The organism is Leifsonia sp. L25, assembly GCF_050632895.1.
In genome coordinates, this window is the sequence record NZ_JBODRZ010000004.1 from 771,781 (window position 1) to 793,812 (window position 22,032).

The 22,032-nt window shown below is 69.6% G+C and carries 20 protein-coding genes, 1 tRNA gene and 5 pseudogenes; 11 read left to right on the plus strand and 15 right to left on the minus strand.

Annotated features, from left to right (window positions below):
- Nucleotides 1-39: 39 nt before the first annotated feature.
- From ACRAWC_RS25310 to ACRAWC_RS25325, 4 genes and pseudogenes are all read right to left on the minus strand, one after another.
- On the minus strand, nucleotides 40-1,803 hold the full coding sequence (locus tag ACRAWC_RS25310; RefSeq protein WP_431246321.1) for a beta-galactosidase: 1,764 nt from the start codon (nucleotides 1,801-1,803) through the stop codon (nucleotides 40-42).
- A gap of 63 nt (nucleotides 1,804-1,866) precedes the next feature.
- Nucleotides 1,867-3,213: an ABC transporter substrate-binding protein gene (locus ACRAWC_RS25315; RefSeq protein WP_431246322.1), complete on the minus strand. Its 1,347-nt coding sequence runs from the start codon at nucleotides 3,211-3,213 to the stop codon at nucleotides 1,867-1,869.
- 52 nt (nucleotides 3,214-3,265) lie between these two features.
- A pseudogene (locus ACRAWC_RS25320) lies at nucleotides 3,266-4,212 on the minus strand (carbohydrate ABC transporter permease).
- Nucleotides 4,212-5,134: pseudogene (locus tag ACRAWC_RS25325) on the minus strand (carbohydrate ABC transporter permease). Before ACRAWC_RS25325 ends, ACRAWC_RS25320 begins: the two co-directional pseudogenes overlap by 1 nt.
- A 110-nt stretch (nucleotides 5,135-5,244) precedes the next feature.
- Here ACRAWC_RS25325 and ACRAWC_RS25330 point away from each other — a divergent pair.
- Nucleotides 5,245-6,298 (plus strand): annotated as a pseudogene (locus ACRAWC_RS25330) (LacI family DNA-binding transcriptional regulator).
- A gap of 167 nt (nucleotides 6,299-6,465) precedes the next feature.
- Here ACRAWC_RS25330 and ACRAWC_RS25335 read toward each other — a convergent pair.
- Both ACRAWC_RS25335 and ACRAWC_RS25340 read right to left on the minus strand, forming a co-directional pair.
- Nucleotides 6,466-6,538, minus strand: a tRNA-Arg gene (locus ACRAWC_RS25335).
- An 87-nt stretch (nucleotides 6,539-6,625) separates the two neighbouring features.
- Entirely contained in the window at nucleotides 6,626-7,405 is a 780-nt protein-coding gene (locus tag ACRAWC_RS25340; RefSeq protein WP_431246326.1) for a dienelactone hydrolase family protein, read from the minus strand.
- A gap of 168 nt (nucleotides 7,406-7,573) precedes the next feature.
- On the opposite strand from ACRAWC_RS25340, the gene ACRAWC_RS25345 reads away from it, so the two are divergent.
- On the plus strand, nucleotides 7,574-7,867 hold the full coding sequence (locus ACRAWC_RS25345) for a GNAT family N-acetyltransferase (RefSeq protein ID WP_431246327.1): 294 nt from the start codon (nucleotides 7,574-7,576) through the stop codon (nucleotides 7,865-7,867).
- A gap of 16 nt (nucleotides 7,868-7,883) precedes the next feature.
- On the opposite strand, the gene ACRAWC_RS25350 is transcribed toward ACRAWC_RS25345, so the two are convergent.
- The 3 genes from ACRAWC_RS25350 to ACRAWC_RS25360 form a co-directional block, all read right to left on the minus strand.
- Nucleotides 7,884-8,030 (minus strand): hypothetical protein, encoded by a 147-nt coding sequence (locus ACRAWC_RS25350; RefSeq protein WP_431349933.1) that lies wholly within the window; start codon nucleotides 8,028-8,030, stop codon nucleotides 7,884-7,886.
- A 281-nt stretch (nucleotides 8,031-8,311) separates the two neighbouring features.
- Nucleotides 8,312-8,536, minus strand: a complete 225-nt coding sequence (locus ACRAWC_RS25355; protein ID WP_431246329.1) for a hypothetical protein — start codon at nucleotides 8,534-8,536, stop codon at nucleotides 8,312-8,314.
- 111 nt (nucleotides 8,537-8,647) lie between these two features.
- Nucleotides 8,648-9,619, minus strand: coding sequence for an SDR family NAD(P)-dependent oxidoreductase (locus ACRAWC_RS25360; protein WP_431349934.1), 972 nt, complete (start codon nucleotides 9,617-9,619; stop codon nucleotides 8,648-8,650).
- Between the two features lie 159 nt (nucleotides 9,620-9,778).
- On the opposite strand from ACRAWC_RS25360, the gene ACRAWC_RS25365 reads away from it, so the two are divergent.
- The 3 genes from ACRAWC_RS25365 to ACRAWC_RS25375 are packed head-to-tail and all read left to right on the plus strand — an operon-like array spanning nucleotide 9,779 to nucleotide 11,963.
- Complete coding sequence (locus ACRAWC_RS25365) at nucleotides 9,779-10,294, plus strand: DUF2231 domain-containing protein (RefSeq protein ID WP_431246331.1); 516 nt, start codon at nucleotides 9,779-9,781, stop codon at nucleotides 10,292-10,294.
- Nucleotides 10,291-11,640 (plus strand): RecQ family ATP-dependent DNA helicase, encoded by a 1,350-nt coding sequence (locus tag ACRAWC_RS25370; RefSeq protein ID WP_431349935.1) that lies wholly within the window; start codon nucleotides 10,291-10,293, stop codon nucleotides 11,638-11,640. The genes ACRAWC_RS25365 and ACRAWC_RS25370 overlap by 4 nt, the downstream gene beginning before the upstream one ends.
- Nucleotides 11,640-11,963: a RecQ family zinc-binding domain-containing protein gene (locus ACRAWC_RS25375; protein ID WP_431349936.1), complete on the plus strand. Its 324-nt coding sequence runs from the start codon at nucleotides 11,640-11,642 to the stop codon at nucleotides 11,961-11,963. The genes ACRAWC_RS25370 and ACRAWC_RS25375 overlap by 1 nt, the downstream gene beginning before the upstream one ends.
- 9 nt (nucleotides 11,964-11,972) lie before the next feature.
- Here ACRAWC_RS25375 and ACRAWC_RS25380 read toward each other — a convergent pair whose 3' ends face one another.
- Both ACRAWC_RS25380 and ACRAWC_RS25385 read right to left on the minus strand, forming a co-directional pair.
- Complete coding sequence (locus ACRAWC_RS25380; RefSeq protein ID WP_431349995.1) at nucleotides 11,973-12,359, minus strand: MBL fold metallo-hydrolase; 387 nt, start codon at nucleotides 12,357-12,359, stop codon at nucleotides 11,973-11,975.
- A gap of 5 nt (nucleotides 12,360-12,364) precedes the next feature.
- A complete protein-coding gene (locus ACRAWC_RS25385) occupies nucleotides 12,365-12,763 on the minus strand; it encodes an MBL fold metallo-hydrolase (RefSeq protein WP_431219838.1) in 399 nt (132 codons plus the stop codon).
- Between the two features lie 148 nt (nucleotides 12,764-12,911).
- Between ACRAWC_RS25385 and ACRAWC_RS25390 the strand changes: the two genes are divergently transcribed.
- The 4 genes and pseudogenes from ACRAWC_RS25390 (at nucleotide 12,912) to ACRAWC_RS25405 (ending at nucleotide 17,865) form a co-directional block, all read left to right on the plus strand.
- Nucleotides 12,912-13,466: a dihydrofolate reductase family protein gene (locus ACRAWC_RS25390; RefSeq protein WP_431246333.1), complete on the plus strand. Its 555-nt coding sequence runs from the start codon at nucleotides 12,912-12,914 to the stop codon at nucleotides 13,464-13,466.
- A gap of 122 nt (nucleotides 13,467-13,588) precedes the next feature.
- Nucleotides 13,589-15,324 (plus strand): annotated as a pseudogene (locus tag ACRAWC_RS25395) (ABC transporter ATP-binding protein).
- Nucleotides 15,325-15,459: 135 nt separating this feature from the next.
- Nucleotides 15,460-17,429 (plus strand): annotated as a pseudogene (locus tag ACRAWC_RS25400) (ABC transporter ATP-binding protein).
- A gap of 283 nt (nucleotides 17,430-17,712) precedes the next feature.
- On the plus strand, nucleotides 17,713-17,865 hold the full coding sequence (locus tag ACRAWC_RS25405) for a hypothetical protein (protein WP_431349937.1): 153 nt from the start codon (nucleotides 17,713-17,715) through the stop codon (nucleotides 17,863-17,865).
- A gap of 284 nt (nucleotides 17,866-18,149) precedes the next feature.
- Here the strand turns inward: ACRAWC_RS25405 and ACRAWC_RS25410 are convergent, their stop codons facing one another.
- Nucleotides 18,150-19,298 (minus strand): zinc-dependent alcohol dehydrogenase, encoded by a 1,149-nt coding sequence (locus tag ACRAWC_RS25410; protein WP_431349938.1) that lies wholly within the window; start codon nucleotides 19,296-19,298, stop codon nucleotides 18,150-18,152.
- A gap of 150 nt (nucleotides 19,299-19,448) precedes the next feature.
- On the opposite strand from ACRAWC_RS25410, the gene ACRAWC_RS25415 reads away from it, so the two are divergent.
- Nucleotides 19,449-19,835 carry a hypothetical protein gene (locus tag ACRAWC_RS25415; RefSeq protein WP_431246336.1) on the plus strand — a complete coding sequence of 129 codons (387 nt, stop codon included), beginning with the start codon at nucleotides 19,449-19,451 and terminating at the stop codon, nucleotides 19,833-19,835.
- Here the strand turns inward: ACRAWC_RS25415 and ACRAWC_RS25420 are convergent.
- A complete protein-coding gene (locus ACRAWC_RS25420) occupies nucleotides 19,786-20,418 on the minus strand; it encodes a hypothetical protein (RefSeq protein WP_431349939.1) in 633 nt (210 codons plus the stop codon). The two genes, ACRAWC_RS25415 and ACRAWC_RS25420, sit on opposite strands and share 50 nt — an antisense overlap.
- Nucleotides 20,419-20,533: 115 nt before the next feature.
- Here ACRAWC_RS25420 and ACRAWC_RS25425 point away from each other — a divergent pair, with 115 nt between their 5' ends.
- A complete protein-coding gene (locus ACRAWC_RS25425; protein WP_431349940.1) occupies nucleotides 20,534-21,004 on the plus strand; it encodes an SRPBCC family protein in 471 nt (156 codons plus the stop codon).
- Nucleotides 21,005-21,055: 51 nt separating this feature from the next.
- Here the strand turns inward: ACRAWC_RS25425 and ACRAWC_RS25430 are convergent, their stop codons facing one another.
- Together ACRAWC_RS25430 and ACRAWC_RS25435 are read right to left on the minus strand one after the other, a co-directional pair.
- The gene (locus ACRAWC_RS25430; protein WP_431219846.1) at nucleotides 21,056-21,337 is read right to left on the minus strand and encodes a Fe-S cluster assembly protein HesB; all 282 of its coding nucleotides are present in this window, start codon (nucleotides 21,335-21,337) and stop codon (nucleotides 21,056-21,058) included.
- 103 nt (nucleotides 21,338-21,440) lie between these two features.
- Entirely contained in the window at nucleotides 21,441-21,983 is a 543-nt protein-coding gene (locus tag ACRAWC_RS25435; protein ID WP_431349941.1) for a type 1 glutamine amidotransferase domain-containing protein, read from the minus strand.
- Nucleotides 21,984-22,032: the final 49 nt, after the last annotated feature.

Sequence of the window (22,032 nt, forward strand, 5' to 3'; positions counted from 1 at the left end):
GATAGCGACCATTCGTCACGAATGCTGTCGCGCAGGCGGTCAGAACTCGGTGTGGCCGAGGCGCGGCTCGGGCACGAAGGCGGCGATCGCCTCGGCGGCGGACTCGAGCTCGAGGATGATCAGCTCGTTGCGCCCTGCGCGCAGAATGCCGCGCGGCACGTACAGCGTCTCCTGCGGGCCGCGGGTCCAGTAGCGGCCGAGGTTGAAGCCGTTGATCCAGGCGACGCCCTTGCCCCACCCTGTCGTATCGAGGAAGAGGGGAGCCGGCTCGTCGAGGTCGAAGACCGCTCGCGCGAAGACGGGGCCGGCGAGCCGCGAAGGCGCCGGAGCATCGGCAGCGGCCAACGCAGCGGACACGGGCGCGATGTCCGACAGCTGCAGCGGAAGGACGCTCCACCGCTGCAGTTCCTCGCCGTTCAGCTGAACGGGGCCGATCAGTCCCTTCGGCTCGCCGATGCGGGGGCCGTAGTCGACGCGGCCCTGGTCCTCGACGAGGACGGTCAGTGTCCCGCGGCTGGGCGACAGCGCGATGGCGGAGTCGTGGTGGTCGCGAGCGAGCACTCCCAGGCGGCTGCTGCCCACCGACACGTAGGCGCGGTCGCGCACCTCGCCGAACTCCAGGACCGCCGGCTCGGCGGTGTCGATCTCGGTGCGGTACAGCCCGAGCCCGCTGTAGTGGCCGAGCTCGTCGAAGGTGGGCAGCGCGTCCACGTGGGTCCACTCGCCGAGGCGGTCCGCCACCGCCGACAGCGGGAGGGCGGCGTCGAACGCGGCCGTGAAGGACGGAGCGGCGGCCGCGACCACGGGATCCAGGGAGGGTACGGGAGCGTACTTGGCGATGACGTCGCGAAACGCCCAGAACTTCTCCGTCGGCTCGCCGGCCTCGTCCAGCGGGGCGTCGTAGTCGTAGCTGGTCACGATCGGCTGGTAGACGCCCTTGTCGTTTGCGCCGTTGGTGAAGCCGAAGTTGGTGCCGCCGTGGAACATGTACAGATTGACGGAGGCGCCGAGCGCCAGGAGGTCGTCCAGGTCGCCGGCCGACTGCTCCACCGACGTGGTGTGGTGGTGCGTCCCCCAGCTGTCGAACCAGCCGTCCCAGAACTCCGAGCACATGAGCGGACCGGTCGGCTGGTGCTGGCGCAGGGTCGCCAGCCGTTCCCGCGAACGGGAGCCGAAGGATGCCGTCTTCAGCAGCTCCGGCAGCGAACCGTTCCGCAGCATGTCGTCCTGCGGCTGGTCGACGGTCGTCAGCGGAACGGTGATGCCCGCCTCGCGGATGACGTCGACGAGCTGCTGCAGGTACTCCTGGTCGTCGCCGTAGGCGCCGTACTCGTTCTCGACCTGCACCAGCAGCACCGGACCACCCTCGGTCACCTGCAGCGGCCGCACGATCGCGAGCACGTTCCGCAGGTAGCGGCTGACCGCCGCCACGAACTGCGGTTCGGACCGCCGGATGCCGACCGACGGGTCGGTGAAGAGCCATGCCGGCAGGCCGCCGTTGTCCCACTCCGCGCAGATGTACGGCCCGGGACGGACGATCGCGTGCATCCCCTCGTCGGCCACCGCACGCAGGAACCGCCCCAGGTCGAGACCGCCCTCCGTGACCCATTCGCCGGGACGGGGCTCGTGCGCGTTCCACGGCACGTACGTCTCGATGGTGTTCAGCCCCATCAGACGCGCCTTGCGGATGCGGTCCGCCCAGTCGTCCGGGTGCACGCGGAAGTAGTGGAGGGCTCCCGAGAGGATGCGGTGCGGCTCGCCGTCGAGGACGAAGTCGTCGCCCGCGATCTCGAAGGTGGTCATGGTTCTCCTGAGAAGTGGAAGGATGCGGCCGGCCGCGACGAGCGCGACCGGCCGCAGGCGGGGCTACTTGCCGGTGACGGTGAAGCCCTGCTGGTTGCCGTAGTCGACCAGCGCCTTCTGCCACGACTGGAGCGCCGGGTTCAGGCTGGAGTTCGACGTGTACGCCTGGCCCACGGTGTCGCCGTAGATGCTGTTCGCGTAGACCTGGAACGGCAGGTACTGCCAGCCGGAGGAGACGTTCTTGGCCCCGTCCACCAGCACCTCGTTGATCTTCTGGCCGCCGAAGTAGTCGGGAGCCTGCGCGAGGAAGTCGGACGACTCCAGGTCCTTGGTGGTCGACGGGAAGCCGCCGGACTTCAGGAAGACCTCGATGCTTTTCGGGTCGTTGTTGAGCCACTTCAGGAAGCCGGCCGCGAGCGCCTGGTTCTTGCTCTGCTTGAGCACGACCTGCCCGCCGCCGCCGTTCTCGGCGTTGACCGGGGTGCCGTCGTAGGTCGGGATGGGCGCGACGCGCCACTGGCCGGCGCCGTCCTTCACCGACGACTCGAGCACGCCGGGCATCCACGCGCCGGTGACGAGGGTCGCGATCGAGCCGTTGCCGAGCGCCTTGAACCAGTCGTCGCTCCAGCCGGGAACCGTGGAGAGCAGCTTGCCCTCGACCAGCTTGTCCCAGGTGGCGGTCCACTTCTTGGTGCCCTCGTCCTGGAGGTTGATCGTCGCCTTCGTGCCGTTCACCTCGAACGGGCGGCCGCCGGCCTGCCAGATCATGGAGGTGGTGAAGCCGGAGTCGCCCGAGTCGCTCGTGATGTAGGCGTTCGGGTCGGCGGCGTGCAGCTTCTGCGCTGCGGCCACGTACTCGTCCCAGGTCTTCGGCACCGCGATGCCGTACTTGTCGAACAGCGTCTTGTTGTAGAACATCGCCATGGGGCCGGAGTCCTGGGGGAGGCCGACCAGCTTGCCGCCGACGTTCACCGAGCCCCACGGGCCGGGCGTGTAGTCGCCCTTGAGCTTGTCGAAGCCGTACTGCTTCAGGTCGACGAGGGAGTCGGAGAGGGCGAACTGGGGGATGGCGTAGTACTCGACCTGCGCGACGTCGGGGGCGCCCGAGCCGGCCTTGATGGCGTTCTGCAGCTTCGTGTACTCGGTGGTGTTGGTGCCGGCGTTGACCAGCTTGACCTTCACCTTCGGGTACTGCTTCTCGAAGGCGGCGACCTGCGCCTCCGCCGACGGCGTCCACGACCAGTACGTGATGGTGCCGCCCTGCTTGAGGGCCGAGTCGATGTCGGAGGCGCTGCCGCCTCCCGAGGACGTTCCGCCGGAGCAGGCGGCGAGCGAGACGCCGATCACGGTGCTGACGACCGCCGCCGCGACGGCCCGGCGCAGAGTCCGGGACGCGAGTGTGCGCTTCATGGGTTCCCTTTCACTTCTTCGTGGAATGCGATGCATGGATGGATGGATGCGGTTACTGCTTGACGCTTCCGGCGGCGAGACCCGACTGCCAGTAGCGCTGGAGCACCAGGAAGGCGGCACGATCGGGACGATCGTGATGAGCGATCCGGTGATCACGAGGTTGAAGATCGGCTGGGCGCCGACCCCGGTCGCCTGCGCGCTCCACTGGCTGAGGCCCACGGTGAGCGGGTACCAGGTGGGGTCGCTCAGCATGATGAGCGGCAGGAAGTAGTTGTTCCAGGTGGCGACGATGGCGAAGAGCGCGACGGTGACGATGCCGGGGGCCAGCAGCCGCAGCGAGATCGTGAAGAACGTGCGGAACTCGCCGGCCCCGTCCATCCGCGCCGCCTCCAGCAGTTCGGTCGGCACGGCCTCGGTCGCGTACGTCCAGATCAGGTAGAGCCCGAACGGGCTGATCAGCGACGGCAGCATGATCGCCCAGGGCGTGTTGGTGAGCCCGGCCTGGCTGAACATGAGGAAGGTCGGGACGGCGAGAGCGGTGCCCGGGACGGCGATCGCGCCGAGGACCACCGCGAAGACGGCGCGCTTGCCCGGGAAGTCGTACTTCGCGAGCCCGTAGCCGGCGACGGTGGCGAGCAGCGTCGCACCTCCCGCGCCGACGACGACGTACAGCAGCGTGTTGCCGAGCCACTGCACGAAGATCCCGCCGCGGTACGTGAACGTGTCGACGATGTTCTGGAAGAGGTTGAAGTCCTTGCCGAACCACAGCCCGAAGGACGAGTACAGGTCGGGCTGGCTCTTCGTCGCGTTGACGATCAGCCAGATCAGCGGAACGAACGAGTAGATGACGAACAGGATCATCACCACGGTCAGCAGGGAGACTTGCGGATGCGCCGGCCGGATCCGGCGCCCGCGTTGCTGCGGGCGGCGGCGCGCAGGGGACGCTGCGGACGCGGCCGCGGGGCTCCGGGCGCTGCGCGTGTCGGTCAGGGAGGCCATCAGCGGAGCTCCTTCCTCGTGCCGCGGAGCTGCACGACGTAGGCGATCACGGCGGTGACCACGCCCATCACGATCGCGACGGTCGCGGCGTAGTTGAACTGCTGACCGGCGAACGAGAGGTTGTAGGCGTACATGTTGGGCGTGAAGTAGCTGCTGATCGCGTTCGGCGCCAGCTGCTTGAGCAGGTTCGGCTCGTTGAAGAGCTGGAAGCTGCCGATGATCGAGAAGATCGTGGCGATGACGATGGCGCCGCGGATGGCCGGCAGCTTGATGCTGAACACGGTGCGGAGCGCCCCGGCCCCGTCGATCTCGGCCGCCTCGAACAGCTCGGTGGGGATGACGCGCAGCGCCGAGTAGAAGATGAGCATGTTGTAGCCCATGAACTCCCAGGTGACGATGTTGCCGATGGAGGCGAGCACCCACTGGCCGCTCAGGGGCGCGAGGCCGGTGCCGAGCAGCTGGTTGACGCTGGCGGTGAGCCCGAACTGGTCGCCGTAGATGAAGCCCCAGATGAGGGCGGCCACCACGCCCGGGACGGCGTACGGCAGGAACAGCGCGATGCGGAAGAAGCCGGAGCCGTGCAGGCGGGCGCTGTCGAGGGCGAGCGCGGCGATCAGCGAGAGCGCCAGCATGACCGGCACCTGGACCACCAGGAAGATTGCGACCCGGCCGAGCGAGGCCCAGAACTTGTCGTCCTGCAGCACGGCGAGGTAGTTGCCGAGACCGACGAACGCGTTGCCGCCGATGAGCTGCTGCCGGAAGAGGCTGAGGTAGAGCGCGTAGAGCACGGGCGCGATGATCATGGCGGCGAAGACGACCATGAAGGGGCGACGAAAGCCCAGCCGCGCCAGTCGCGACGCGTGAGGCGCCGGCGGCGGGAGCCGCGCGGCGTAATCGCCTGCGTGAGAGACGTCGTTGTCATGTCTTCCCTGGGTCGGAGATCGGGTCGGCGATGTTTACGTCAACATCGTGGGCGCCACTCTAACATGTTGACGTCAACACAGCGCAAGTCGAATGTGAGAAAGTGGAGCCATGACCGAGCCGATCGCCGACACCCAGCCTGCTCCGGCGTCCCGCAAGCGCGGTCCGTCCCTCGGGGATGTGGCGGCACACGCCGGTGTCTCGACGCAGACGGTGTCGCGCGTCGCCAACGGGCTCACCAACGTCGAGGAGACCACGCGCCAGCGCGTCCTCGCGTCCATGCAGGCGCTCGGCTACCGGCCCAACCGCGCGGCCCGCGCCCTGCGCTCGGGCCAGTTCCGGAACATCGGCGTGATGATGTTCACCCTGTCGTCCTACGGCAACATGCGCACGCTGGATGCGATCGCCGTCTCGGCCGCGAAGGCCGGCTACTCGATAACCGTCGTCCCGGTGGAACGACCGACGCAGAAGGACGTGAGCGCCGCATTCAGCCGTCTGCTGGAGCAGGCGGTCGACGGCATCATCGTCGTGCTGGAGGCGCACATCGCCGACCGCTCCGACGTCGAACTGCCGTCGGGGCTCTCCGTCGTCGTCGTGGACTCGACAGAGCGCCGCGACTACCCCCAGGTCGACACCGACCAGGCGGAGGGAGCCCGGCAGGCGACCGAGCACCTGCTGTCCGCTGGGTCACCGCACGGTCTGGCACATCTCGGGGCCGGCCGAGTCGTACTCCGCCGCCCGCCGGGAGGAGTCGTGGCGCCGCACGCTCGAAGAGGCCGATGCGCCCATCCCCGAGGTCTTCCGCGGCGACTGGTCGACCGCGGCCGGCTACCGTCACGGCCAGGAGATCGCGGCGCGGCCGGAGATCACCGCCGTGTTCGCGGCGAACGACCAGATGGCACTCGGCGTGCTGCGCGCCCTCCACGAGGCCGGCCGCCGCGTGCCGGAGGACGTCAGCGTCGTCGGGTTCGACGACATGGCGGAGTCGGACTCCTTCTGGCCGCCGCTCACGACCGTGCACCAGGAGTTCGAGGCGATCGGCCGGCGGGCCCTCGAGCTGCTCATCGCCGAGATCGAGCAGCGCCCGGAACCCGTCCGCTCGTCGGTGCAGCACACCCGTCTCGTCGTCCGGTCGAGCACGGCGGCCCCGTCGCCCTCCGCCTGACGCGCTCCGCCGGTCCGCGTCCCGTTTGCGCCGGGTGGCGACATGATGTCGCAACTCGCGCGGGATAGGCGCATCCACTCACCGTTCGGCGGGCTCGGGAGGGGATGGCGCGCAAACAGGAAGCCCCGGACCGATGGCCCGGGGCTTCCGTACTGTCTCAACCAGTGTGCGCCACGAGGGATTCGAACCCCCAACCTTCTGATCCGTAGTCAGATGCTCTATCCGTTGAGCTAGTGGCGCATGGCCCGCAAGCAGGCCGGATACGAGCTTACATGACCGCATCCAAGACCGCCAATCAGCGGCGGAGGGCCCCTCGACCCGTCCCCATCAGCGGAACATCTCGTCGAGGAAGCAGGCGAGCGCCCGCCAGCTGCGCGCATCCGCCACCGGTCGGTAGCTCTCTGTTCCGGGGATGGTGAACGCGTGCGGCGCCCCGGAGTAGGTGGTCACCTGCCAGTCGACGTGCGGCGCCCCGCGCAGCTCCTGCTCGAACGCGACGACCGCCTCGTCCGGCACCACCGGGTCCGAGCCGCCGGTCAGCACCAGGAGGGATGCGGTGATCTGCGCCGCGTCCGACGGGTCGTGGGCGATGAGGCCGCCGTGGAAGGAGACCACAGCCCGGGCCGGGGCGCCGGTCCGCGCGAACTCGAGCGCCGCCGTCCCTCCGAAGCAGTACCCGATCACGGCGAGCCGCGCCGGATCGACTGCGGGATGCTGCTGCAGCCAGCTGAATCCGGCGGATACGCGCGAGCGGAGCAGCTGCAGATCGCGGTAGTACCGCCCCGCCTCGGCGGGCGCCGCCTCCCCGCTGGGCCGCACGCCGGCGCCGTACAGGTCCGCCGCGAACGCGACGTAGCCCCGCCGAGCCAGCATCTGCGCGCGCATCCGCACGTTGTCGCCCACGCCGTGCCAGTCGTGCAGCACGAGGACCGCCGGCCGGCGCTCGTCGGCGTTGGCGTCGCGCGCGAGGTACCCCTCCAGGGGCAGCCCCTGGTGCTCGTAGGCGACCGTCTCGGCCTCGATGACGGAGCGCTCGGGGATCGGCACCTGCTCGAGCAGGTCTTGGAAGGCGGGGGCGAGGGCGGGCGACGAAGCGTCGAACGTCACAGCGGTACTCCAGGCTCGTCGAGTCGCGCGGGAGGCGGTCGCCACCGGCGGCATGGGCTGCTGTGACCTCTGTCGCGGAACGCGCGGGAGCCCTGGGGTGCGGGTCGGGATCCCACACCATCACCGTACCCCGGTTGTCCCTCTGGACGGCGGACGTACGATGGGGTCATGGCCACCGAATTCAGCGATCAGGCGGATGCGAACCGGTACGCGATGCACGTCGACGGCGAGTTGGTGGCCGTGCTCGACTACAGCATCCTGGGCGACTCGATCTCGCTGACGCGTGCGTTCACGGTGCCGGAGTTCCGCGGCAAGGGCTACGCCGGTCAGCTCGTCGAGTACGCGGTCGACGACATCGAGAAGAGCAGTTCCCGGCGGATCGTCCCGATGTGCTGGTACGTGGGCGACTGGTTCGAGTCGCACCCGGAGCGCGCGGAGCTCTTGAAGAGTCGCGCGGGCTGACGGCACCCGCGTCGGGTCAGAACGCGAACATCTGACCGAGCACGACCACCGCGATGATGAACAGCACGACGATCGTCGCCATGACGATGAGCGCGCGGCCCGAGAGGCGCGCGATGCCGAAGCCGACGAGGAACGGCAGCGCGATGCAGCCGAGGGCGAGCACCCACCAGAAGGCCGCGTAGCCCCGGCCGACGCCGACTCCAGGCGGCCCCCGAAGAGCTTCTGCGTGGTGGGATGCGTCGCGAACGCGATGCAGGCCGACAGCGGATACGCGATGAGCACGGCGGTGATCAGCCCCGCGAACGCGCCCCACAGTCCGCGCTTGTCCCCGAGCTGCAGCGTCTCCTCGCGGTGCGGTCCCTGGCGGCTCTTGGTGCTCATGGCGCACAGCATAGCCACGGGCGGCGCCCCCTGGCATGCACTGTTATCCCAGCGGGATGCCCCTCAGAAGTCGTCGGGCGAGCCGATGACTACGGGCACGCACTCGCTGAAGCGATAGCGGATGAGTTCCGGCCAGAGCGTGGAGTCGCACAGGTCGAAGACGTCCATGACCGCGGCGCCGCCGATGTCGGAGGGCAGGCGTAGCTCGAAGGGCGGCTCGCTCGTCTGCTCGAACTCGATCTCGTATGCGGTGTCGTCGCGCTCGAGCACGGCGAGGACCGTCTCCATGTCGCCTCCTTCGTTCCGGCGAAGTGTGTACGCACATCCATACGCTCTCCCGTCGTCAAGACAAGCCCTTGCGGGCGGATCCCCGCGGCGGCCCGGGCGGAGGGCGGGAGGTCAGCGAGGCGCGCGCGGCGAGCGCACGGCGTAGGCGACCCCGGCCGTGAGCGCCGCGACGAGGAGCACGCGGCCCGTCTTCCTGCGCGTGCCGCCCCAGCCGCCGGACACGGCGTGCGGCGGCCCCGACGGCTCGTAGAGGTTGCCGGTCGTCGGCGCGACGCGCTCCCGGGAGAGCTGGCCGGCCTCCGTCTGCCGGGCGACCGCGGCCTCAACGAGCTGCGGACGCTTCCGGTGCTGCCGCACCAGCGTTCGGCCCGGACCGCTGACCGTGCGCTCCGGGGTGCCCGGATGCTTCCAGGCGGCGAGGATCTCATCCACCGCGTCCGACGCCGGGTACACCGGGGGCAGCGCCTTCAGAGCGCGACCGGTGATGTTGCCGGCGTGATGGAAGATCGGCGTGTCCAGCGTCGGCGGGAGCACCGTAACCACGTGCACCGGCGACTTCGCGAGCGACAGCTCTGAGCGGAGGCTGCGACCGAAAGCGATGATGGCCGCCTTGGACATCGAGTACGCCGCCGAGTACGGCTGCGGCACCTCGCCGAGGATCGACGACACGTTGACGATCAGCCCGGACCGCTGCCGCAGCATCGCCCTCAGCGCGCTCCTGCTGCCGTTCGCGTAGCCGCGGATGTCGACGTCGAGCACGCGCTCGAAGTCGGCGGGCGCCTGCTCCCAGAACCGGCCGTAGGCGGTGACGGCGGCCGCGTTGACCCGCACGTCGAGCCTGCCGTCGCGGGCGATGGCCGTGTCGACCGCGCGGTCGGTGATGGACCGGTCGGTCACGTCGCCCGCGACGGTCGCCACGCCGCGCGCGCCGAGCGCCGAGCACTCGGCTGCGACCTCCTTCAGAGTGGATGCGCCCCGCGCCACGAGCACGAGTCGCGCGTGCCGTCTCGCGAAGGCGAGGGCGGTGGCGCGGCCCAGACCGCTGGATGCTCCGGTGACGACGACGACGGGGGATGCGCTCATGGCCCGACCCTAGGCGCGCGGCGGAGACCGGTGGAGGCCTTGACAGTCGGCGGTGCGTGCCCGGACCGACGCCCATACGCGCCGGAGCGGCCGTGCGGAAGGGACTGTCGCCGACCGCATCCCGGGCCGACGATGCCGACACCTGGAGAGGAGCATCCCATGACCGCCCCCGACGTCGAGCCCGGATTCCGGCGCGCCAAGCGACCACGTTCCGTGGTCGCCGGGCCCTATGGCCATCCCTTCCATGCGACCGTCGTCACGATCCCCATCGGGGCGTGGACGGCCGCCGTCGTCTTCGACATCGCCGCGCTGCTCGGGGCGGCGCCCGGGGCGCTCGCCGTCGGCGCGCTCTGGCTGGTCGTCATCGGTGTGATCGGCGGACTGCTCGCCGCAGTCTTCGGCCTCCTGGACTTCTCGCAGCTGCCCGCCGGCACGAAGGTGAAGCGCACCGCCGTCTGGCACCTGATCTTCAACTCCACCGCCATCGTGCTGTTCATCGTGAGCGCCATCGTTCGCGCCGGCGACCCGGACCACCCGAGTGTGGGAGGGTTCATCCTCGCGCTCATCGGAATCCTCGTGGTCGGCGTCTCCGGGTTCCTCGGCGGCGAGCTGGCCTACCGCCACGGAGTCCGCGTCGCGGACGAGCGGGACCAGGAGCGCGCGTACAACCGATGACCCCGCGAACCACCAGCCCGAGCCGCTACGGTGGCGGCATGTCGCGCATCCAGGAGGTCGCCCGCGAGTCGTTCGGTTGGCAGGAGCTCCGGCCGCGCCTGGCGGAGGCGATGCAGGTCCTCCTCGACGGCGGCGACGTGCTCGCCGTCATGCCGACCGGCTACGGCAAGTCGTCGCTGTACCAGGTGACCGGCACCGTGCTCGGAGGCGTCACGATCGTGGTCTCTCCCCTGATCTCGCTGCAGGAGGACCAGGTGCGCGCGCTCGCCGAGGCGAAGGATGTGCCCCGCGCGTTCGCCATCAACTCGTCCGCCGGCCAGCGCGAGCGCGAGGACGACTGGGAGGCCCTGGAGGCGGCCGGCGCCGGCTTCGCCTTCCTGGCGCCCGAACAGCTGGCGAACCCGGAGGTGCGCGAGCGTCTCCGTGCGCTGCCCGTGTCCCTCTTCGCGGTGGACGAGGCGCACTGCGTGTCGTCGTGGGGCCACGACTTCCGGCCCGACTACCTGCTCCTCGGCGACGTGATCGACGAGCTGGGGCACCCTCCTGTCGTCGCGATGACCGCCACGGGTGCGCCGCCGGTGCGGGCGGAGATCGGGGAGCGGCTCGGGATGCGACGGCCGCGGCTGTTCGCGACCGGATTCGACCGCCCCAACCTGCGGCTGGAGGTGCGTCGCCACGAGGAGGACGCGGAGAAGCGCGCGGCCGTCGTGGAGCACGTGCGCGAGCTGCAGGGTTCCGGTCTCGTCTACACCGCGACCCGGAAGGACGCCGAGCAGTACGCCGAGGAGCTCGAGAGGCACGGCATCCCGGCCGCCGCCTACCATGCGGGCCTGCGGCGTGCCGAGCGCGACGACGTGTACGAACGGTTCATGGACGACCGCGCACGCGTCGTCACCGCGACCAGCGCGTTCGGGATGGGCATCGACAAGCACGACGTCCGCTTCGTCGTGCATGCGTCGGTGACCGACTCGCTCGACAGCTACTACCAGGAGGCCGGACGCGCCGGACGCGACGGCGAGCCCGCGGTCGTGACGCTGCACTACCGGCCGGAGGACTTCGCCCTGACCAAGTTCTTCAGCGGCGGGGGACCGGATGCGGACGAGCTGGCGTGCGTCTTCGGCGCCATCGCGAAGGAGCCCGGCATCGGCCGCGCCGACCTCGCCGAACGCACCGGCATCAGCGTCCGCTCGCTCGGGCGGCTGCTCGGGCTGCTCCGCGACGCGGACGTGCTCTCGGGCGGTGACGACGAGTTGCGGGCGGCCGACGTCAAGGCCGGCGAAGCCGCATCCGCGCGGTCGCCGAGGCGGAGGCCCGGCAACGGATCGAGCACTCCCGCTCGCAGCTGATGCAGGAATATGCCGAGACGGGAATGTGCCGCCGCCAGTTCCTCCTCGGCTATTTCGGGGAGGAACTCGAAAAGCCGTGCGGCAACTGCGACACGTGCTCGTCGGGGAGCGCCTACCGCTGGGCGGACCAGCACGACGCGGCGGGTGAGGAGCCGTTCCCGCTGGCCGCACGGGTCACGCACGAGACCTGGGGCGCCGGAGTCGTCATGCACACCGAGGCCGACCGGCTGACGGTGTTCTTCGACGACGCCGGCTACAAGGTGCTGTCGCTCGCGGCCGTGACGGACGGCGGCCTGCTCGAAGTGCTCGGCCCGGCCGCCTGACGGATCGGATCAGCTGCGACCGAACGCCCGCGCTGCAGCGACCGCGGCGGCGGCGCCGTCGAACCACGGCTCGCCGTGCCCGGGCAGCAGCACGCGGGCGCCGGTCGCGGCGATGGCGTCCAGTGAGCGCAGGGCCATGTCCGAGTCCGCCGTCGCGGCGCCCGCGATGATCTGCGGTCCGACCCGACCCTTGTACGGGTCCAGCGTGACGATCGCGTCCCCCGTGAGGAGCGTCTCCGCGCTCCGCAGCAGCAGGCCGCAGTGCCCGAAGGTGTGGCCGGGGGTGAACACGACCTCGGGGCGGCCGGGCACATCCAGCATCCCGGATCCGGGCAGCTCGGACACCGCCTCCACGCCCTTGACGCTGAGGGCGCCCGCCCGCACCATTCCGGTCACCGGCCTCAACGACCGGGGATAGAGGAGGGGTAGACCAGCGGCGTGTGCTCCCGGCGGTAGCGGTAGGGATGCGCCGCGAGCCTCCGGTCCTCCGCGTGCACGTAGACCGGCACCCCGAACTCCTCGACCGCCCGCTTCGCGACGCCGACGTGGTCGAAGTGCCCGTGCGTCAGCACGATGCCCTGCAGGTCGCGCATGCGGAGGCCCAGCTCGTGCGCCGCTCGGATCAGCGCGCTCCAGGTCTTCGGGAAGGCCGCGTCCACGAGCGTCCAGGAGTCCCCGTCCGCGAGCAGGTAGCAGTTGGTGGCGGCATGCTCGAGCCGGTGCACTCCCGGCACGACGTCCGGCGTGAGCTGCGGGGCCGTGCTCCGGCGGTCGGCCGTGAGCGGGATCGTTGCGGTCATGATGCAGGTCTACGCGCTGCGGAGTGTCGCGGGCAGGGGTTGACACCCCGAGTGACCGGTCGCCTTCCGGCCCGCCCGCTTCCGGTCAGTGCGGCCTGTTCACGCGGCCCGCCACGCCCTATGCTGTTCCGCGGGAAAGGGGAATCGTATGGGCGCGATCGCTGTGCACGAGTTCGTCTCGCTGGACGGCGTGTTCGAGGATCCGAGCTGGACCGCCGAGTACGGGTTCGACCCGGAGATGGGCGAGGACATCGGGCGGATCACCCGCGCCTCGGACGCCATCCTGCTCGGTCGACGCACCTTCGAGATGTTCGCCCCCGCCTGGTCCCAGCGCACCGCCGACGACGACCCCGGGGCGCCGTTCTTCAACGACAGCCCGAAGGGCGTGGTCAGCTCGTCGCTCGATGACGAGACCGCTGCAAGGACCTGGAACAACTCCCGCTCGCTGGGCGCCTACGACGCCGAGCGCATCCGGGAGTTCGCCGACGGGTACAGCGGCGTTTACGTCAGCGGCTCCGGCTCGCTCGTGCGGTCGCTGCTCGCCGACGGGCTCGTCGGAACCCTCCACCTGTTCGTCTATCCGACCGTCCGCGGAACCGGCGCCCGCCTGTTCCCGGAGGGCAGCGCGCCCGTCAAGCTCCGGCTGCGCCACCAGTACGCCTACGCGAACGGCGTCGTGCATCTGGCCTACACGCCGGCGTGATCCGTCACGATTGAGGACACTGTGCGTCCTCTTAGGTAGATAGCGTCGCCTCATATAGATCGTCGTCGGGTGCCGCGCATCGCCGGCACCCGCATCCACACACAGCACACCCGGGAATCACTGTGACTCTGCTTCGTCTCTCACTCCGCTTCGTGCGCCCCTACTGGCGCGCGGTGACCGCGGTCGTCCTCCTCCAACTGGTGGCGACCATGGCCGCCCTCTACTTGCCGACGCTCAACGCGGACATCATCGACAAGGGCGTCGTCAAGGGCGACACCGATTTCATCTGGCGCACCGGCGGTGTGATGCTGATCGTCTGCTTCGTGCAGGTGATCGCGGCCGTCGCCGCCACGTACTTCGGCGCACGTGCGTCGATGTCGGCCGGCCAGGACATCCGCCGCTCCTTCTACCGCAAGGTGGATGCGCTGCCGTCGCTCGACCTCGCGCGCTGGGGCATGCCGACGCTGATCACCCGCAACACGAACGACGTGCAGCAGGTGCAGATGCTGCTGCTGATGACGTTCAACTTCATGGTCTCCACGCCGATCATGTGCATCGCGGGCATCATCTTCGCGGTGCGGGTCGACGCGGGCCTGTCGTGGCTCATCTGGGTGTCCGTGGCCGTGCTCTTCATCGTGGTGGGCATCCTCGTGACGATCCTGCTGCCGATGTTCCGCGTGATGCAGGAGCGCATCGATGGCGTCAACGGCGTGATCCGCGAGCAGATCGTCGGCATCCGCGTGATCCGGGCGTTCGTGCGAGAGAGGTTCGAGACGAAGCGCTACGACGACGCGAACGCGGCGCTCACCCGCATATCGGTGAAGGTCGGCAACGTCTTCGTGCTGATGTTCCCGGTGATCATGCTGATCCTCAACGCGGCGACGGTCGCGGTGCTGTGGTTCGGCGGGCACCGGGTGGATGCGGGCGACATCCAGATCGGCGCGCTCACCGCGTTCCTGCAGTACCTGCTGCAGATCCTGGTGGCCGTCATGATGGGCGTCTTCATGGCGATGATGATCCCGCGGGCCATGGTCTGCGCGGAGCGCATCGAGGAGGTGCTCGGCGCGTCCGCCAGCACCACCGTCGAAGGGGCAGGCGCGTCCGCCGTCCCCGCCGACGGCACGGTCGAGGTGCAGGATGTGACGTTCGGGTACCCCGGGGCCGAGAAGCCGGTGCTGAACGGCGTCTCGTTCACCGCCGAGGCGGGCGAGGTGACCGCGATCGTCGGTTCGACCGGATCGGGCAAGACGACGCTGGTGTCCGTCATCGCGAACCTCTTCACACCGCAGAAGGGTCACGTGCTCATCGGCGGCGTGCCGGTCGACGAGCTGAGCCGGCAGCAGATCGCCGGCGTGCTCGGACTCGTGCCGCAGCGTCCGTACCTCTTCTCGGGGACCATCGCGTCGAACCTGCGCTTCGGCCGGCCCGACGCCACGGACGCCGAGCTGTGGGAGGCGCTGCGCATCTCGCAGGCGGAGGACTTCGTCCGCGCCAAGGGACGCGGGCTCGACGAGCGCATCTCGCAGGGCGGCACCAACGTCTCCGGCGGCCAACGGCAGCGCGTCTCTGCATCGCCCGCGCCCTCGTCGCCCGCCCGAAGGTCTACCTGTTCGACGACTCGTTCTCGGCGCTCGACGTCGCGACCGACGCCCGGTTGAGACGCGCGCTCGCCGACTCGACGGGTGACGCGGCGGTGATCGTGGTCGCCCAGCGGGTGTCCACGATCCGGGAGGCGGACACCATCATCGTCATGGACGACGGGCGGGTCGTCGGCCGCGGAACGCACGACGAACTGATCGAGACCAACGAGACCTACCGCGAGATCGTCGAGTCGCAGCTGAGCCTGGAGGTGGCCTGACCATGGCGCGCACCACGGAGCACCAAGAAGCGCGGCGGCCGCCCTGAGGGGAGCAGACGCCGAACGCCACGGACATCGTGCTCGACGAGCTCGAAGAGGCAGTACGACTTCACGCCGGGTGAGGGCGACGGCGACATGTTCGGCGGAGCCCCGGCGAAGAAGGCCGAGAACTTCTGGCCGTCGTTCAAGCGGCTGATGGGCCTGCTCAAGCCGGAGTGGCTCGGGATGGCCTTCGTCACGCTGCTCACGGTCGTCTCTGTCGTGCTCATCGTCATCGCTCCGAAGATCCTGGGCGACGCGACGAACGTCATCCTCCGCGGCGTGATCTCGTCGCAACTGCCCCCGGGCGTGCCCGTCAGCCAGGTGATCGAGCAGCTGCGGGCGGCCGGGCAGGACCAGCTCGCCGACGTGATCGCCGGCTCCGGCGTCACGGCCGGGCAGGGCATCGACTTCACCGAGCTCGGGCGGCTCCTGCTGATCGTGCTCACGATGTACCTGGTCGCCTCGCTGCTGCAGTGGTGGCAGGGCTACCTGCTCAACGGCGCTGGTCATGCGAGTGGTCTACGGGCTGCGGAAGGACGTCGAGGCCAAGCTGAACCGGCTCCCGCTCAGCTACTTCGACACGCGCCAGCGCGGCGACCTGATGTCGCGCGTGACCAACGACGTCGACAACATCCAGACTGGCGCTGCAGCAGGCGTTCTCACAGCTCATCCAGTCGGTGCTCACCGTGATCGGCATCGCCATCATGATGTTCATCGTGTCGTGGCAGCTCGCGCTGATCGCGCTGATCTCGATCCCGCTCTCCGGCGTCATCGCGGGCATCATCGGCTCGCGGTCGCAGAAGCTGTTCAAGACGCAGTGGGCCTCCACCGGCGCGCTCAACGGACACATCGAGGAGTCGTACTCGGGTCTCGACCTGGTGCGCGCGTTCGGGCGCGACGAGGTCATGCTCGCCGAGTTCGACGCCCGCAACTCGACCCTGCACAAGGCCCAGGTCGGCGCGCAGTTCGTGTCGGGCAGCATCATGCCCGCAATGAACTTCGTCTCGTACCTGTCCTACGTGCTCATCGCGGTGGTCGGCGGGCTGAAGGTCGCCGCCGGGCAGCTGACGATCGGCGACGCCACGGCGTTCATCCAGTACTCGCGGGAGTTCTCGCAGCCGATCGGGCAGATCGCCGGCATGGCGAACATGCTGCAGTCGGGTGTCGCATCCGCCGAGCGGACGTTCGAATTCCTCGACTCCGCGGAGCAGACGCCCGACACCGTGACGGAGCACCTGCCGGAGCGCGCCGACGGCCGGGTGGAGCTCGACCACGTCGACTTCTCGTACGACCCCGAGACGGAGCTCATCCGGGACCTGTCGCTCAGCGTGCAGCCGGGCAGCACCGTCGCGATCGTCGGACCGACCGGCGCGGGGAAGACCACGCTGGTCAACCTCATCATGCGGTTCTACGAGCTGAGCGGCGGGGCGATCCGCCTCGACGGCGTCGACACCACGCACCTGTCGCGCGACGAGCTGCGCGGACAGGTGGGCATGGTGCTGCAGGACGCCTGGCTGTTCTCCGGGACCATCCGCGAGAACATCCGCTACGGCCGGCTCGACGCGACGGACGACGAGGTGATCGCAGCCGCCAAGGCCACGATGGTCGACCGGTTCGTGCGCCAGCTGCCGGACGGCTACGACACGGTGATCGACGCCGAGGGCGGGAACGTCTCGGCCGGCGAGCGTCAGCTGATCACGATCGCGCGGGCGTTCATCGCCAACCCGTCCCTGCTCATCCTCGACGAGGCGACCTCGTCGGTGGACACCCGCACCGAACTCCTCGTGCAGCACGCCATGGCGGCGCTGCGGACCGACCGCACGTCGTTCGTGATCGCGCACCGGCTGTCGACCATCCGCGACGCGCACACCATCCTGGTCATGGAGCACGGCCGCATCGTCGAGCAGGGCGACCACGCGACCCTGCTCGAGCGCCGCGGCGCGTACTACGAGCTGCACATGACCCAGTTCCGCGGCGGCGACGCCGAGGCGGAGCAGGAGCGCGAGGAGCAGGAGCAGCAGGGGGCCCGCCCCGACCTGCCCGAGGAGGTGGCCGCGCCGTAGCGTCGAGGTGAGTGGTGCGCGGGCCACCGAGCAGGGTTGAGGCCGCCCGCGCACCGGACACCATCGAACGACGATCACACGGCCGCGTGCAGGCGATTGACTGACACGCGGCCGCGTGCGGCTAGAACGACCGGTTCAGCGGAGTCAGCGCCGGGCGATCTTCGCCACGGTCCGCACCGCGACCACACCGGCGATCACCCACGGCCCGAGCACGATGATCGGATCGAGCCAGGTGTGCTTCACGTCGGCGCGGTTGACGCCGTAGCGCGACGAGGATCGGCCGGTGTCCGAGCTCGGCCAGCACGCCCGACTCGGTGATCGGGTCGTCGGGGCGCCGGCTCGCGAGCGACCTCACGTGCGCACCGATCGCATCCACCCGGTCGCCGACCACCAGCAGCAGCCAGTGAGCGGTGCGCCCTCGCTGTACCGTTCGTAGGCGAACCGGCGGATGGCGCCCGAGACGCCGTGCAGCGGCTGCGCCGCGCCGAAGACGGGGTGAGCATCTGGTGCTCGATGGAGCGCTCGCGGTATCCGGCCGCTTCCTGGCGCTCCGGGAACTCCCAGTGCGCCCCGGTCGCCTCCGGGTCGAACCGTTCGCGTGGATGCGACGGCCGGTCGGCGGGGTCACTGTCCACTCCCCACCCGGGGATGCGTCGGCGCAGGGCCTCGGGGTCGTACTTCTTCGTGTGGTCGCGTGCGACGTACGGCATGGTGGTCCTCCTAGGCCGCGCTCGGGATGACGAGCGGCTTGATGATGCCGTCGAGCTTCGTCGAGAACAGGTGGTACCCGTCCTGGATGTGCTCGAGCGGGATGCGGTGGGTTACGATCTCGCTGGGCGTCAGGTAGCCGTTGCGGACGTGCTCGAACAGGCGAGGCCACTGGCGCTTCACCGGGCACTGGTTCGTGTTGATCCGGAGACCCTTGTTCATCGCGTCGCCGAACTTCACCGCGCTGAACAGCGGCCCGTAGGCGCCCATCACCGAGATGGTGCCGCCTTTGCGCACGGAGTCGATGGCCCAGTTGAGGGCGACAGGCGAACCCCCTTGCAGCTTGAGCTTCGACGACGTGATGTGCTGCAGCGCCGAGCCGTCCGCCTCCGCGCCGACTGCGTCGATCACGACGTCCGCGCCGAGCCCGTCGGTGGTGCGCTTCAGGGTCAGGACCACGTCATTCAGCTGCGTAAAGTTGTACGTCTCGGCGTGCGCGAACTCCTGAGCCTTGGCGAGGCGGTAGTCGAGGTGGTCGATGACGATCACCCGGCCGGCGCCCATCAGCCAGGCCGACTTCGCCGCGTAGAGTCCGACCGGCCCGGCGCCGAACACGACGACGGTGTCGCCCTCCTCGATCTCTCCGAGCTGCGCGCCGAAGTATCCGGTGGGCAGCGCGTCGGTGAGCAGGACAGCGTCCTCATCCGACATCCAGTCGGGGATGATGGCCGGCCCGACGTCGGCGAACGGCACGCGCACGTACTCCGCCTGGCCGCCGTCATAGCCGCCGGTCGTGTGCGAGTACCCGTAGATACCGCCGACGGCGGTCGCATTGGGGTTCACGTTGTGGCAATTCGAGTAGAGGCCGCGGACGCAGAAGTAGCAGCTCCCGCAGAAGACGTTGAACGGCACCATCACCCGGTCACCCACCTTCAGGTTGCGCACATCGGGGCCGACCTCGTCCACGATCCCGATGAACTCGTGCCCGAAGGTGTGCCCGATCCGGGTGTCCGGCATCATGCCGTGATACAGGTGCAGGTCGGAGCCGCAGATGGCGGCCAGCGTCACGCGGACGATCGCGTCGCCGGGGTGCTCGATCTTCGGCCTGTCCTTCTCCTCCACGCGGATCTTGTACGGACCGCGGTATGTCATGGCCAGCATTCGGCCCCCTCTCGTCGCAGACCACTCCAATCCCTTCGCCCTCCCGAGTCGAGGCGTTGACAGGCCCTATGCCGGGTGTAGCCCTACACCGTTTTGCTAGGCAAGTGAACGAGTTGTCCCGCGAGGCCCCGCCGTCGTACAACTGGAGGCATGACCAAGGATGAGCGCGCCTCTCTGCCCCCGGGGCCGGACTTCAAGTACGGCGGCTACACCGTCCGGATCGAGCCGGAGCACGGCCGCACCGGGCGCTGGCGCGTCGTCGACGACGAGAACTACTACGGGCTGATCGCAGCGTCCGACCCGCTCAACGGCGACCCGGAGGTGCACTTCGCCGCGCATTTCCCCGGCGAGGAGGACATCCCGCCGATGAAGATCGTGCCGTTCTGGACCTCGGCCGCCGAGTTCCTGCTCGATGCGGGCGAGGGTGAGCCGCTGTGGGGGCTGCCGGAGGACCGCACGGCGCCGCATCCCATCGTCGTCGAGGACCTCACCCCGCCGACGGGTCCGGTCGAGACGCGCGAGTCCCCGGCCACCTGAGTTCGCCCCGCGCGGCCGCCCGCACCACGATCGCGATCGCGCAGACCGTTCCCGCCGTGGCCACAATCGCGTAGGTTGCGACGGTCACCGGGTTGGGCTGCAGCGCGACCTCGCCAGGGAGGCGCAGCACGAAGTACTCCACCGCCGCGCCCACCGGGATGGCGAGGCGCGCGAGCACGCCCAGGACGTCCGGCCGTCGCAGGGCCGCACCGATCATCCCGAGAGGAACGCACGCCAGCACGGAGGCGGCCGCCCATATGCCGGCATCCCCGGCGAGCACGTCCCATGCAGTGCCCTCGATCGACGCGTAAAGCCCGAGGGAGAGGTCGCTGCCGTAGTAGCTGAAGACCGCGCAGAGAAGCACCATCAGGGCGCTCCGGATCGGCGCCCAGGGCACGAGCGCCGCCGCCACGATCCCGAGAGCCGCCCACGACCAGCCCATGCCGAGGATCTTCGACGGGATCGCCCACAGCGGGGAGGTATTCACAAGCGACGAGAGGATGCCGAAGACGGCACCGCCCACGGCGAGGAGGACGAAGGTCAACACGTGCTTCGGCATCCCGATGCGATCGAATCCGGCCATACGGCACAGTTTCAAGAGACGCCCGCACCGGGCAACTCGGCGTGGCCGCTATTGGCCACGACGCATCCGCCACATTGACCCGTCAGAAATCCCCGACGTATTCTGCTCGTCCGCGATGAGCGCCGGGGCCGTCTGCGGACCCACCGACCTCGAACGAAGGGCCATGATGACCGACACCACCACTCCCGCCATCGAGTGCGAGGAGTTTCTGCCGCACCCGCCGGCCACCGTCTGGCGCGCAATGACCGATCCGGAACTCGTCGCCCGATGGTGGGCCGCAGGCGATGTACGAGCGGAGGTCGGACACCGCTTCACCCTCGACATGGGCGCGTGGGGGCTCCAGCGATGCGAGGTGCTGGAGGTGGCGCCCGAACGCCTCATCCGGTACAGCTTCGGCGAGGGCGTAATCGACACCACCATCACGTGGACGCTGGTGCCCGAGGGCGCCGGCACCCGCTTGTTCCTGCGGCACGAGGGCTTCGACCTCGACTCGCCGCTCGGTCGGACGGCGCTCGAAGGCATGGGTCGCGGATGGCCCGGCGTGCTCGGCGCGGTCGGCAGGGTGCTCACCGACCCTTCGCTGTGAACGACGAAGGCCCGGAGCCGACGGCTCCGGGCCTTCCGCGTGACGCGACTGCTAGGCGGTCGCGCCGATGGCGAAGCTGACGCCGCCCTGGTCGTCGACCTGGGCGTCCAGCACCTTGTCGTCGAGCACCTCGGCGGCCTGCGTCTCCAGGAAGATGCGGGCGCCGCCCGACTCCACGACCTGGTCCGAGGCCTCCGGCTCGGGGGTGACGGCCGCCGCGAAGGCGGTGGCGTCGGGGTTGCTGCTGCTGATCCGCAGGCCGGCCGTCTCGTCGGGGGACTGGTCGGTCAGCGTCTTGACGATCGTGCTGGCGTTCTCCGTGAGGGTGAGCATGTGCTCTCCTTCCTTTCGATGGTCCAGGAATGCCCTACGCTCCCGCGGCGAGGGCCGCCCGCAACTGCCGTTGAGGCGTTTGCCAGGGAACGTCCACCGGGCTCTACTCGAAGGCGGCGAGCAGCTCGCGGTTGAATGCGGCGAGGTCGTCGGGCTTGCGCGAGGAGACGAGCGTGAACGGCCCGTCGTCCACGACGACCTCCTCGTCCACCCAGGTGGCGCCCGCGTTGCGGTAGTCCGTCTGCAGACTCGGCCAGCTGGTCAGCTTCCGTCCGTCGAGCACGCCCGCCTCGATGAGCACCCATCCGCCGTGGCAGATCACCGCGATGGGCTTGCCCGCGTCGGCGAACGCCTTCACGAGCGAGACCGCCTCGGGGAAGGTGCGGACCTGGTCTCCATTGGCGACGCCGCCGGGCAGCACCAGCGCGTCGTACTGTTCGGCGCTCGCGGAGCCGAGGGTCGCATCCACCGGGAACGTGTCGGCGGGCGTCAGGTGGTTGAACGCCTGCACCTCGCCCTCCTCCTTCGAGATCAGCTTCGGCGTGCCGCCTGCGTCGCTGACCGCCTTCCAGGGCTCCACCAGCTCCGCCTGCTCGATACCCTCCGGGCCGACCAGGAGCGCGATCGTCTTGTCGTTCAATGCCATGTGCGTTCTCCTTCCGTCACCCCACCTGTACGCGCGGGGCGGGGCAGAA